The organism is Methyloprofundus sedimenti (assembly GCF_002072955.1).
Taxonomy (GTDB): domain Bacteria; phylum Pseudomonadota; class Gammaproteobacteria; order Methylococcales; family Methylomonadaceae; genus Methyloprofundus; species Methyloprofundus sedimenti.
Genome location: NZ_LPUF01000002.1, coordinates 299953 through 312662 on the forward strand (window position 1 = coordinate 299953; position 12710 = coordinate 312662).

The 12710-nt window shown below is 40.6% G+C and carries 11 protein-coding genes and 1 pseudogene; 10 read left to right on the top strand and 2 right to left on the bottom strand.

Annotated features, from left to right (window positions below):
- The first annotated feature begins 70 nt into the window (after window positions 1-70).
- Entirely contained in the window at window positions 71-325 is a 255-nt protein-coding gene (locus AU255_RS14305; protein WP_080523611.1) for a type II toxin-antitoxin system HicA family toxin, read from the top strand.
- Entirely contained in the window at window positions 322-657 is a 336-nt protein-coding gene (locus AU255_RS14310; RefSeq protein WP_080523612.1) for a type II toxin-antitoxin system HicB family antitoxin, read from the top strand. Before AU255_RS14305 ends, AU255_RS14310 begins: the two co-directional genes overlap by 4 nt.
- A gap of 45 nt (window positions 658-702) precedes the next feature.
- On the opposite strand, the gene AU255_RS20155 is transcribed toward AU255_RS14310, so the two are convergent.
- Entirely contained in the window at window positions 703-861 is a 159-nt protein-coding gene (locus AU255_RS20155; RefSeq protein WP_158083138.1) for a hypothetical protein, read from the bottom strand.
- A gap of 454 nt (window positions 862-1315) precedes the next feature.
- On the opposite strand from AU255_RS20155, the gene AU255_RS14315 reads away from it, so the two are divergent.
- Together AU255_RS14315 and pyk are read left to right on the top strand one after the other, a co-directional pair.
- Window positions 1316-2428 (top strand): mechanosensitive ion channel family protein, encoded by a 1113-nt coding sequence (locus AU255_RS14315; protein WP_080523613.1) that lies wholly within the window; start codon window positions 1316-1318, stop codon window positions 2426-2428.
- 814 nt (window positions 2429-3242) lie between these two features.
- Window positions 3243-4727: a pyruvate kinase gene (gene pyk, locus AU255_RS14320; protein WP_233144687.1), complete on the top strand. Its 1485-nt coding sequence runs from the start codon at window positions 3243-3245 to the stop codon at window positions 4725-4727.
- Window positions 4728-5143: 416 nt separating this feature from the next.
- On the opposite strand, the gene AU255_RS14330 is transcribed toward pyk, so the two are convergent.
- Window positions 5144-5983, bottom strand: coding sequence for an outer membrane beta-barrel protein (locus AU255_RS14330; RefSeq protein WP_080523615.1), 840 nt, complete (start codon window positions 5981-5983; stop codon window positions 5144-5146).
- A gap of 999 nt (window positions 5984-6982) precedes the next feature.
- Between AU255_RS14330 and AU255_RS14335 the strand changes: the two are divergent.
- The 6 genes and pseudogenes from AU255_RS14335 (at window position 6983) to AU255_RS14360 (ending at window position 12649) form a co-directional block, all read left to right on the top strand.
- A pseudogene (locus tag AU255_RS14335) lies at window positions 6983-7829 on the top strand (IS1595 family transposase).
- 277 nt (window positions 7830-8106) lie between these two features.
- Window positions 8107-9042 carry a hypothetical protein gene (locus AU255_RS14340; protein ID WP_143735974.1) on the top strand — a complete coding sequence of 312 codons (936 nt, stop codon included), beginning with the start codon at window positions 8107-8109 and terminating at the stop codon, window positions 9040-9042.
- A gap of 354 nt (window positions 9043-9396) precedes the next feature.
- A complete protein-coding gene (locus tag AU255_RS14345) occupies window positions 9397-10836 on the top strand; it encodes an amino acid adenylation domain-containing protein (protein ID WP_233144688.1) in 1440 nt (479 codons plus the stop codon).
- 34 nt (window positions 10837-10870) lie between these two features.
- Window positions 10871-11965: an acyl-CoA dehydrogenase family protein gene (locus tag AU255_RS14350; protein ID WP_080523618.1), complete on the top strand. Its 1095-nt coding sequence runs from the start codon at window positions 10871-10873 to the stop codon at window positions 11963-11965.
- Window positions 11966-12030: 65 nt separating this feature from the next.
- Complete coding sequence (locus tag AU255_RS14355) at window positions 12031-12270, top strand: type II toxin-antitoxin system Phd/YefM family antitoxin (protein WP_080523619.1); 240 nt, start codon at window positions 12031-12033, stop codon at window positions 12268-12270.
- A complete protein-coding gene (locus tag AU255_RS14360) occupies window positions 12254-12649 on the top strand; it encodes a type II toxin-antitoxin system VapC family toxin (protein ID WP_080523620.1) in 396 nt (131 codons plus the stop codon). Before AU255_RS14355 ends, AU255_RS14360 begins: the two co-directional genes overlap by 17 nt.
- Window positions 12650-12710: the final 61 nt, after the last annotated feature.

Below are 12710 nucleotides of genomic sequence, written 5' to 3' on the forward strand. Positions count from 1 at the left end.
TTGGACTTTTTAAATTTAGCAGTTTTTATTTAAAATTGATTTTGGTACCAAAAATAAGTACTATTCTTAAATGAAACGAAAATACCAGAAAACACTTGAATTAACTTTCCATCGTCCAGTCAGCGGGAATATTAAATGGAGTGATATTGAGTCTTTATTTATTGAGCTTGGGGCAGAAATTAGTGAACGTGAAGGTTCTCGTATTGGCGTACGTCTATTTAATGATCGGAAAGTCTTTCATCGCTCACATCCTTCTCCAAATACAGATAAAGGGGCAGTAGCGAATATCCGAGAATGGTTAAGAGAAAATGAGGTGATACCATGATGAATATAATGGAAATTAATAACTATCGTGCAATAATTCAGTATGACCCCGATATTGAAATGTTTAGAGGTGAATTTGTCGGTCTAAATGGCGGAGCTGATTTTTATGCGAGCGATATAAAAGGCTTGAAAGAAGAGGGGGAAAACTCTCTTAAAGTATTTCTTGAAATGTGTGCAGAGGACGGTGTTGAGCCTCGAAAAAATTATTCAGGCAAGTTTAATGTGCGAATTCCACCTGAATTACACGCTAATATTTCAAGTGTTGCAATAGCAGAAGGGAAGAGTTTAAATCAGTGGGTTGTAGAAACATTAAGTGATGCTTCTCATTTTTAATGCGAGGGTGGGGCAGAAAAAGGCGGTAGCGGGTTAAATCTGTTATTAAACATGAATGTCTCGACCAAATTCTACTTTATTGATTAACAACCCGATCACAATATCATGCATTTTTTTAATTTTGAAAAACAAATCGCCTGTAGGCTGGGTTAGCTTATTGAGCGTTGAGAAATAACGTAACCCAGCATTTGGCGTGGTTAACATACCTTGTTAACCCTTATCTGGCTGGTATTGAAATTCAGAAAAAAATGTGCGAACTTACATACGGGCTAAATTAGAATTTTTTTACCGTTAATTTATCTAAACGTAGCAATAATGACATACTGATATCTAACATTGAATTGTTGCGTGAGGCTTTCCGTCTGACTAAACAACAGCATCCTTTTATGATTGAAGCCTGCGTTATTTTACTAGAAGGTGATTATAATTTTTCAACGGGCTGGCACTTAATAAAAAATGCACTTTTCAAAAAATATCGCTTTGAACGAGAGGTTTATCCCAGACATTAGGCAACTAGCTGGATATGGATTGAGGGTGAATGTCGAGTTAGGTTATTTCGCTACGCTCAATAAGCGAACCCGGTCTTGTATATTAAACACACCTACGTGTTTCGGTTCGCGGCCCTTAGCTCTGCGTTAGGCTTAAAAAAGGATCGCATATGTCATTTTCGAATACTCCTATTGAATCCATAACCCCTTTTCTTCCTCTCTTTGCAACACTCATTTTTATCGGGCCATTGCTTTGGGTAAGCCATCAAATTCTTATCGCACGACACCCTGATATCGGAAACGAGCGTCTGTTTCCCAGACAGCTTGCTATGCTGGTATTAACTTTTGCAGGTGTGATCGGAATTGCGCTTACACTTCCTGTCAGCGAGAGCTCTCGTAATCAGATTATCGCGCTTATTGGCCTGATAATTTCGGGTATCTTCGCCTTTTCATCCAGCACAATCTTTGCGAATCTTATGGCTGGAATCATGCTTCGCGTGACAAAACCATTCAGTACCGGAGACTTCATCAAGGTAGGAGAATATTTTGGTCGCGTTGTAGAGCGTGGATTATTAGATACAGAGATACAAACCGAGAATCGGGAATTGGTCGCGCTGCCGAATACATACATGATTACCAACCCCATTTCCGTAACCCGCAGTTCCGGCACCATTATTTCAACAACCTTATCTTTAGGATACGATATTCATCATTCAAAGGTCGAATCTCTTTTGCTGGATGCAGCTAAAGAATGTGGTCTTGAAGAACCGTTCATTCAAATCCTGGAACTTGGCAATTACTCAATCACATACAAAGTAAACGGGATGTTAACGGACGTTAAAAGCCTTTTGACCGCCCGCTCTAATCTTTGCCGTTATGTTTTAGACACCTTGCACGGAAACGGAGTTGAAATTATGTCACCTGCCTTCATGAATCAACGTCGATTGCCAGAGGATTTTAAAATCATTCCCGCCGACGAGGCCAAACAGGAACCCATAGAAAGTGTTTCCGTTGCTGAAGAAGTTGTCTTTGACAAGGCCGAGAAAGCAGAACAGACTGAAAAATTGAAGCAGCAATTCCTGGATAAAATCAAGGAGTGCAAAACAGATCTTGAAAAAGCATCAGAAGAAGACAAGGAACGGCTCGAGGAAATAATCAGGGAATCTAATGAACAACTTAAAGCCCTGGAGAAACCCCATGTTGAACCGAGCCAGGATGAACTTACCGCTGAATATATCGCTTCAGCGGACTCGGACACGAATCAGGGGGTTAGAATCGATTGATGTACTTATAATTTACCAAATTATTAACAATAACTCGGGGCAGAGTCTGAGGTATCCCCACGAATTTAGACTGCCTCCAGCTTCTCAGAATATCCTTTCAACATCGTCTGCGCTAACTCCACCTGACCGAAATATTTAAAATGTTTATTGTTGGTGCATTACAACCAGGATTTTGCACAACTATCAAGCAAAATTTCAATGAATTTAATTAGCCAAAATTTAGATTTCAGATTACTTAAGTTTCAATTATTCTATAAGGAATTGATTTTTAAATACAATAATTAACCAAATCATAGTAGTGATAAAAACTGGCATAACTGGTGCTTTCATAAAATAGTTCTCGATAAATTCGGTACAGTTCAAATTGCATTCTGTCACGATAGGGGTTTACGATGAAAATTTTTTAAAGAAATCTTGATTGGACTACTGCTCCTTACTGGTACATGGGGGTTCGTTTCCGGTGAATTCATAGTTTCTACGTGTTTTTTGTCAGCGACGCCATATACAGCAACATGGCAACACTTATCAATTAAACCATTTATGTCGTCACCTCTCTGTTGTATCTTCAAACCTTTTTTGTAAATCTGGCTCGCTTTAGAACGAAAACTCGGAGGGTAGATTGATGACTGCGCTAAAGAGATATTGTTAATTTTAATTGATCCCGGTTGTCAGGAAATGCGGTTTATCAAAGAATAACAGGGGGTCAACAGTCCTGGTAATTCCCTAACTTTTCCATATCGAATACACGCTTTTATAGAAAAAATGCGTTGAATATTCGATTTTGAAGTTGCCGCGCCCAATATAGGAGGAAATTATGCATCACAATAAATTTACATCACTTTCGACTTCCAACGTGACTATGGACAGTTCAGGCCTGGAAATGAAATACCAGCAGACAAAAATCATATTTACGATTGGGCCAGCTTCATCTCAAGATGAGGTGCTCAAGGAACTCATCAACGAACGAGTCGATATTTGCCGCATCAATATGGCGCATGCAAGCCATGATTGGACACGGAAAATCATTCAGCAGATTAAACGAGTTTGCGAGGAAACAGGCCGTCAAATAGGCATCATGATGGATATCAAAGGACCGGAAATCCGAACCGGTGATGTCGGTGAGGCTTTGTATCTTGAGAGTGGCGAACATTTTGATTTCCTGATGTCAATTCCGGTAGTCGATTCAATCCAGGACGGTATCCGTTGTATCAACGTAAACTATCCTAACCTTATCAATGATATTTCAATAGGTGATACAGTTCTAGTCGATAGCGGCTTGATTCGTTTAGAAGTCTTGGCCATGCTTGACGACAGGATTCGCTGTAAAGTTGTTATTCCAGGGCATCTAGGTAACCGTCGGCATATCAACCTCCCGGGAGTACGGGTTGGTCTTCCATCGTTAACCGAAAAAGATTATGGCGACCTTGCGATTGGTTTGGACGAAGGTATAGACTTTATTGCCTTGTCTTTTGTTCGAGATGCAGATGCCCTGCATGCTTTGCGGTCAGTGTTGACCGAACACGGATCAAAAGCCCGAATTATTGCAAAAATTGAAGACCAGCAGGCGATTTGCAATATTGAAGATATTATCGAGGCCAGCGATGGCATTATGGTTGCCAGGGGAGACTTAGGAATCGAATGTCCATATGAGGAACTACCCATAATACAACACCAAATCGTTAAGGCATGTATTAGAAAAAGCCGGCCTGTGATTGTGGCAACTCATATGCTGGAATCAATGATTACTGCACCTGTACCAACACGAGCAGAAGTAACTGATATTGCCAACGCCGTTCTTGAGAAAGCCGATGCGATTATGTTATCCGGCGAAACCACGACCGGTAAATATCCCGTTGAATGTATCAAGGTTTTTAAAAGAATTTCTAGACGCATCGAGAGCTTACATAACGATGAGCCAACTAAAGAACTTGATCTTCCGACCCCGAAGGGCAAAATGCTTCGTTCAGCAGTTTACCTTGCCAATGATATTGAGGATTGTGGGATTGTCGTTTTTTCCAGAAGCGGTTACCTGGTGCGTATGCTTTCATCGTTAAGACCAAGGGTACCGATTTATGCCTTCACTGACATTCCTGAGTTATTCAGAAATCTTTTGATTTTGTGGGGTGTTGAGCCTTTTCAAATGGATTTTTCCGATGACCCTGAAGACACTATTAAAGATGCATTTGCTTATTTAAAAAGGAAAAACTGGGTGAAAGAAGGGCAAACATTGATTGTTATCAGCAATGCTCTAGCCAAAGAAAAGATAATCGATACCTTACAAATACGTTCTGTAGAATGAGTGTCTGTGTGGGTAAAAAATTATCGAGCCGGATACGCAAACGGGATGAACTTAATTATTAAAGAAATTACATTTTAGACAGCTTGGCATGGCCGCATTTATTTGCTGCCTTAAATCAAAAGGGTCGGCCACTTTTAACATCAAGTGATACTTGTCACCTGTTAAGTAACTATACTCCGCTTCACGGTTTTGTGGATAAATCTGAATACGAAATACTGCGTTATAGCTATTGCCAAAGACTACGGCCATTACCTTCGAGCAGTGCCTTGTCTTTCACACTCAGATTTTCCACAAAATCCGTACTCAACTGCAGTTTATAGGTTAAACGATGCAAATTTACTCCCTCAACAGGGGTTATTGAAGGAGTAATTGGTGGCTTTCAGACGGCCACCTAATGGCTAGGATACCAAGCTTTTCTAGAAACTGTATTCGAAACCTGCAACAGCCATATGGTAGTTTTGACTACCAAAATTAACATGCCAAGGGGTTGTAACATTGTGATTAGGATATCCCTGAGAAGCCCCATTAGTACTCCCAAAAGTGTAACTCGAAGAATTTATAAAGAGATAACGATATTCCGCGAACAAGGAAAAGTGATTATAGACCTCAGCCCTTAGACCGACCTTGGCAGATGCGGCAAATGCTGAGCTTGATGCATTTGGATTTGTATTGAAATGATTCAATCCAGGTTCGGCAGGTGATAGCTGTTCAGATGAAGCTCCCTTGACTGACAGAGTAGCCCCACCAATTCCACCGCCAAAATATGGAATGATAATTTTTGAATAAGGTGTTTTAAAGCTGAAAATTGTATTTGCGAGAAAAACGCCTGCATTTATAGGCATTCTGATTGAAAAATCGTGCTCATTTGTAGCCAAGGGATTGACTGCATAAGCAGATGGATTGCTTCCCAAATAATAGCCCTCAATTTCTACGGCTGGGTTCAATGCCCATCCCGATTCCTCACCACCTAAGTCCCAGCCATCAAACTCGTAACCAACATGAGCACCGCCAATTGATGCCCCAGTATTTCCGGATGTTCCTTGAGCGGCCACATCAGTGTTTGCTTGGCCGTTTTGTCCAAAGGATATTCCAGTCTGCTCTATACTGGTACTTGAAAGAGACCCGCCACCACCGAGTAATCCAAGATAGACGCTTCTACCATCAGTCGATGCTTCAGCGTGACATACATTGATAAGCGAAAAGGAGCACAAAAGAACCTTCATTGGAACTCGGATAAGCGCAGTTTTGTTTTTCATTTTTATTTTCCAGTAATAGGTTTGATCAAAACATTATGTATATTGTTGCCTTAGTGAGCAGTATTATAATAATACCAAGCCCGTACACTGAGTTAGCTTATTGCGCGTAGAAAAATGACGTAATCCAGCATTTGGCGTGGTTATCATACCTTGTTCAACCTTATCTGACTGGTATTGAAATATCAGGAAAAAAGGTGGGAAATTACATACGAGCTAAATCAACAGGAGGGGCTATTTTTTTACCGTTAACTTGGCTGAACGTAGCCATAATAATTGGCCGATCTCTAATATTGAATTGTTGTGTGAAGTTTTCTGTCTGACTAAACAGTCATCATCCTTTTATGATTAGAGCCAGCGTTATTTTACCCGAACATTTACAGTGTATTTGGCGATTACCCGAAGGTGATCATAGTTGTTCAACGCACTGGCGGTTAATTAAAACGCACTTTTCAAAAATATGACTTTGAATGAGCGTGATAAGTAGCCACAAACGGAAAAAAGAATGCGGAATCTGGAAGAATTTAATCAAAGATGAATACGAAAGATATTATGGGTATTGCGACCAGGATGTTTATTAGCGGTAATAAATTTGAACGCCATTGAATCATAGGAGACCTTTTCCAGTTTACGACTGCAAATTAGTGCCGTGACATAACCGTAGAATAGTAATGAATGCAACATGGCTATAGGTGATAGGGCCTTTTTCTTTTTCCTTGATAAGGACCTGTGAGACTACCTAAGTCCAGTTGGTCAACTATATCCACAGCAAAGCGGGCTAAATAATCTGCAGATACATAATCTTGAACGCCAGGGGGAAGATATAGGGAGTATTTCGATCTATCACGATATAATAAAGTTTGCCATCTCTATTTTTTTGTCACTGCAATTTATTAGAGGCCTTATTTTATCATTTTAGGCTGTTTAATCTGGCAGACTCTTCAGCAAGTTTCATGAAAAAAGCTATACTGAAACAATAAATTTAAAATGTAAGGCGAGGAAATGAGCAAAAATAAAGTGCAGTTTCAATCAGGCTTTAGTTTAACTGATTTATTTGGTAAATTTAGTACTGAAGCTCCGCGTGTCGAGACATTATTTACGTGGTGTTAGCCTGATTATTTCAAGTACCCTGAATGCGGTTGTATATGGAATTGATTTGCGGAACGATCTTTGAACACACCAAATTGCCGTCCATAACTTGGTTTTTGGTGATACATTTGATTAGCCAAGCGAAAACAGGTTTATCCTCATTTTCATTGATGCGTCACTGACGTTTCCTGTAGTACAACATGGAGTTTAAGCACAAAATTATGCAGGTACTGAAGGAGCGAGATGACAGCAAACCCTTGGTAGGTATCATTCAGTTAGATGATGTATATTGAGGTAGTGGGTGCCGTGGAGCGGAGGTTAACGAGGACGTGGATCAGAAAATAAAGTGGCTTTTATTGCTGCTGTTCAAGTGAATGGAGAAAGGCACCCAATGACCATGAACATAAGTGTTAGTCTAATATTTTCAATCGAAAGAAATTGAATGGTGGATACAAAAGCATTTGGCTGCCGAAAAGGCAGGCTGCATACATACCAATATGATCACCGAAGGAGAGCATAATTGCGCTACTTTAAAGGAATTTACCTGGGTGAATACAGTGATTGGTAATGTAAAAACGGCAATGACTGAACTGATCACTTCGTCGGCAAAAAACACTTGCCGCGCTACCTTGCAGAATTCTGCTACCGATTTAATCAGCGCTTCCAATTAGATGACATGTTACTGCGGATGGATCATATGACTATGCGGACTCCGCCTATGCCTGGGCACCTATTGAAATTAACTGAAGGTTATGGGTAATCATAAGCATTTAGCCAATGCAATAGCAGGTTTTAAGTTTCTCGACGGAATTAAACAAACGGGCGTTCAAAGACAGGAAACTGCTTGATTAAGCCATACACCAGAGTTGATAACAGCTCAGGAAGTTATAAATATATTCGTCTATCGGCTACGAAAAACTCTAAACTATGCAACTATTCATGCCGTATTTTTTACATGCATTAACTTGTGAAGGTGAGGCTGCTTGAAGACTAGAATGCACTTCAGAGTTAAATTCACCATTGTTGAAATGATTCTAATGGAGATTTTATTAAATATGGAACTAGTTAAGATGAAAAGACAAATTATTATTGTATTTATTTATTTGTATATTTGTTCTTTTACTGTCCAAGCGACACAAGTTTTTTACGCTGATAATTGGGTGAGCCATATTTTTTATATATCAGGGACGCGTGTTTTAATTAATGAATACGGAAACGCATCTGCCGATAAGGTGATTTTATTACCGGGTGGATCTGGTATTACTCATGGTTCAACAACTGAAATTAAAGCAACTCTTAAGGGTCAAAATGAGTTGGGTGCCGCGTATGCAGCTAGAGGAAAGCAGTTGGTTTTTGTACATTTGCCATACTTCGCAGAGGGGAGAAATACTATAAAAATGGCTTCACAAGAGGTTTTAAATATTATTGATGTTGCTCTTGCTACTGGTTTTTTAAAAAAAAACTATACATTAATTGGTGGTGCAGCAGGTACGTTTATGATTTCAAGTATGTTTGATTTTAATCAGAAAGGAGAGATAACAAACCAACGGTTAATTGATAATGTAGGGCGGGTTGTTATGCTTTCAGGGCCTCATAATAACGCTCAGGAAAACAGCGATTTTCAAAGTGCTTTTATTCTGGATTTAATGGATCAATATGATTTAACTACATTAACATCATTAGACACTAGCTTGACTGTACATGATCGTTGGACTATGTATCTGGATAAGCTAATAAACGGAGGAGGGGTTAGAATTGTTATAGGCGGCAGTGACCATCTTTTATGTAAGTATGACTCTCCTTGCGACGTATCAATGCACAAGGTTACAGATGACTGGATACAGGAACTTACAAGTGAATATGACGGCACCGGATTGTATAGCATTTATGACTTACCTGATATTGTTAAGATTATCGATGGCGCTAATCACAAATTACCCTTCAATAGTTTTATAGATTTCATTATGAATTGATTGTTATGTGGTTATACGGCTGTGTAGCGATGAGGAAGCTACTTGTTATAGTGATCTCCCAAGAACTAAAACACTTCAAGGTTCTTAGGAATACAAGCGTTACCTTTTATGTCATCATATAAAATTCTATCTACGCAACTCATTGCTAACGCTTTCTTAACTAATGTCTTTTTTGAGATGTGTTTAACATACAAGGCTGGGGTATTATAACTTGCTAAACTTTATCTGGCTGGTATTGCACAATACAGGGAAAAAATGTGCACACATATGCTGGAATAGCGTAGCATTTTCCAGCATATTGCTGGTCACGGATAATGCGACTTGCTAAACACATAAAAAATAGCCCCCCCCCCTATGATGAATATCGTTACTCCTTTTTTTCAGCAATGCGCTCTAACTCCCGAAGCAACAGCATTCGTTGAAGAAGACCAAAGCATTACTTACGCCGAATTTAAATCGCGTATTGGCAAGATAGCGGCTTTTCTGCAAGCCAAACAAGTTCAGAAGCAATGCATCGCCATTGCCCTGGATCGTGGTATTAATGCTGCGTGTGCTATTTATGGGGTTTTAAGTGCAAGCGCGATTTATCTGCCTTTAGATATTAAAAATCCCGCGACACGCTTAAGCTTTATTATCCAGGATGCACAACCAGGTTATGTTATTGGGCAGGGCGAAGCGCCTGCGTGGTTAGGTAAAGCAGAAATATGGCTGGATATCGATACTCTGCTTTGCACGACAGTCAGCAAGATAACGCCAACGGTCGTCAAATCCGACGCATTAGCCGCTATTCTTTATACTTCCGGCTCTACGGGTCATCCCAAAGGCGTCGCGTTAAGTCATCAGGCGCTGGATAATTTTTCTACCTGGGCAAGACAAACCTTTGCTATTAACAGCCAGGACCGCATTGCCAGCCTTGCACCGTTTCATTTTGATCTCTCTGTTTTTGATTTGTTCACTAGCCTGGCCTCTGGCTCTAGCGTTTACTTTATACCCTCCCGCCTGAGTTTATCGCCTAGTCGTTTAACAGCCTGGCTAGCTGAAAAGCAGATTACCAGCTGGTACACCGTACCTTCTTTATTAAGCTTTATGGCTCTTAAAGGTGCTTTAGATACCACGCCAGTACCTAGTCTGAAACGCATTCTGTTTGCCGGTGAAGTTTTCCCCACGCAACACTTAATCAAACTGGCAAACTTACTTCCAGAAACCGAACTGTATAATTTGTACGGTCCAACGGAAACTAATGTGTGTTGCTATTGGCAGGTGGATCGACAGCGTTTAAATATCGAACATACTATTCCTATTGGACTAGCTGCCTGCAATGCAAAGCTGATGATAGATGCTAACACCGGCGAATTGCAGGTCAACAGTCTGAATAATTTTTCAGGCTACTGGCAACATGGCAATCTCCAGGTGCTCAGCCCTTCGACTTATGCAACTGGCGATAAAGTTTCACTCAATCAGTATGGTGAATACGACTATCACGGGCGACTGGACTGCATGTTAAAATGCTCTGGTTATCGCGTTGAACCGGCTGAAATTGAACAGTGCATTAATCAACTAGAGCTTATTGAAAGCTGCGCGGTGATTGGCATTAAAGACTCAGCCAGCGGACAACGCCCTGCAGCAGTTGTGGTCTTAATAGCAGGCGCCTCTCTGGCAGAAGCAATAAAACCTTTACGCCAGTTGCTCGCACCTTATATGCAACCGTGTAAATTTATAGTGGTGGATAGTTTACCCGTACTATCTAATGGCAAAACAGATTATCAGGCGATACAAGACTTATTTGATCAATAGCTGATCTAACCGCTCTACCTGGAAAATAAACCTTATGATTGAATATCAGCAACTTCCCCCTGGTGGCGACCTTAACGCCTCCAGACTTCGCCTGCGATATTGTGCTCAGCAAGGGCTATTCAGACATGCTGTTGCCACCGAATTCAATGGATACGGCGATGGTTTTCAAGAGCTGGTTAAAACACATTTAAGCCTGGGCAGGTACTGCCAGGATACAGGTTTAATTTTATCCCTAAATGCGCATATTTGGGGCTTAATCTTCCCGTTAATACTTTATGGTAGCGAAACACAAAAACAATTGTGGCTGCCCGCCTTATTATCGGGAGATATGATTGCTGGCCATGCAATTACCGAACCTCAAGCCGGCTCTGATGTTAATGCGCTTACAACATCAGCAGTCACAACAGAATCCGGTTTCATTTTAAACGGTCATAAACGTTTCATCACCAATACACCGATTGCTGATGCATTGCTGATTTACGCTAAACTAGAAGGCAAGCTCTCTGCATTTTTAGTTAGAAAAACGGACATCGGCGCTGATTTCAGCGATCAACCTAGCGTAACTGGCTGTGCCAGCGCCACGATGGGCGATATTATCCTGCAAAACTGTTTTATATCCTTAGACCGCCATTTAGGAAAAACAGGCGCTGGCGGCATGATGATACAAAACGCTCTGGAATTGGAAAGAGCGTTCATTTTTGCCGGGATTATCGGCATCATGCAATGGCAGTTAGCACAAGTTGTACAATTCAGCCGCAAGCGACAAAGCAATGGCGTACATTTAGGCGCGAATCAAGCGATCAGCCATAAAATTGCAGATATGCAATGCCGCCTGGATTCCTGCTTATTATGGGTGAATGAGTGTGCACGCTTAAAAGATACGGGTAAACGTATCAGCCTGGCCAGTGCGCAAACTAAATTAATCGCCAGTGAAGCTTTTTTACAATCAAGCCTGGATGCCGTGCAAATATTAGGGGCGACCGGTTTACTCAAAGAAAGTAAAATGACAGGCTTGGTTCAGGATGCCATGGCTAGTCGTTTATTTTCCGGTTCTTCGGAAATACAGAAGAATATCATTGCGGCATTAATTGGCACTGGAACGGGATTTAAGAATCAAGTACGAAAATAAACTATGCTATTGCTTAGTCAAAGCTTATAATTGTACATAATTTATGTACACAAAGGACTTCCGTTATGCTACAGGTTAAAATCACTGATTTAAGAGCTCATCTGCCTGATTTTTTGAAGAAAGTTAGTAATGGCGAACAAATTCAAATTACCAGCCATGGAAAAACTATTGCTAGAATTATTCCAGAAATTGACCAAGTAGATGCAGCAAAAAAAAGGCTGGATGCACTGCGCGGCACCATGATAGTTGGAGACATTCTGCAGCCATTAGACAACGAGTGGAGTGCCGATGCTGACAATTTGTGACACCCATGTTTTGATTTTTTGGCAAGATGCACCCAATCGCTTATCTTCAAAAGCAACGCAAGCAATAGAAAATTCATTAGCAACAAAGTCCCTGGCATGTTCCGATATTTCTTTTTGGGAGATAGCCATGTTATTCAAAGCAGGTCGCTTAAGAAATGATGTTCCTGCTGAGCAATATATGAATGACATTATCCTGGCTATGACACTCAATGTGCTGCCAGTGACACCTCAAATTGCTACCTTGTCACAACAAGGTTTATTTATCCATAAAGATCCCGCTGACCGATTAATCGCATCAACTGCAATCGTTAATAACGCGCCTTTAATATCTGCTGATACAAAGTTACAGAATATTGATGCCTTAAGCATTATTTGGTAATAATACTGCCTATTTCAAACGCTATAAAGTCCGTGTTCCAGTTTTAATGTAGCCCTGTATG

Excerpts from the sequence above, each read along its gene's own strand:
- AU255_RS14315 (WP_080523613.1), top strand. The coding sequence starts at position 1,316 with ATGTCATTTTCGAATACTCCTATTGAATCCATAACCCCTTTTCTTCCT.
- AU255_RS14360 (WP_080523620.1), top strand. The coding sequence starts at position 12,254 with ATGCTGACAATTTGTGACACCCATGTTTTGATTTTTTGGCAAGATGCA.
- AU255_RS14350 (WP_080523618.1), top strand. The coding sequence starts at position 10,871 with ATGATTGAATATCAGCAACTTCCCCCTGGTGGCGACCTTAACGCCTCC.
- pyk (WP_233144687.1), top strand. The coding sequence starts at position 3,243 with ATGCATCACAATAAATTTACATCACTTTCGACTTCCAACGTGACTATG.
- AU255_RS14330 (WP_080523615.1), bottom strand. The coding sequence starts at position 5,983 with ATGAAAAACAAAACTGCGCTTATCCGAGTTCCAATGAAGGTTCTTTTG.
- AU255_RS20155 (WP_158083138.1), bottom strand. The coding sequence starts at position 861 with ATGTTAACCACGCCAAATGCTGGGTTACGTTATTTCTCAACGCTCAAT.
- AU255_RS14310 (WP_080523612.1), top strand. The coding sequence starts at position 322 with ATGATGAATATAATGGAAATTAATAACTATCGTGCAATAATTCAGTAT.
- AU255_RS14305 (WP_080523611.1), top strand. The coding sequence starts at position 71 with ATGAAACGAAAATACCAGAAAACACTTGAATTAACTTTCCATCGTCCA.
- AU255_RS14340 (WP_143735974.1), top strand. The coding sequence starts at position 8,107 with ATGGAGATTTTATTAAATATGGAACTAGTTAAGATGAAAAGACAAATT.
- AU255_RS14345 (WP_233144688.1), top strand. The coding sequence starts at position 9,397 with ATGATGAATATCGTTACTCCTTTTTTTCAGCAATGCGCTCTAACTCCC.
- AU255_RS14355 (WP_080523619.1), top strand. The coding sequence starts at position 12,031 with ATGCTACAGGTTAAAATCACTGATTTAAGAGCTCATCTGCCTGATTTT.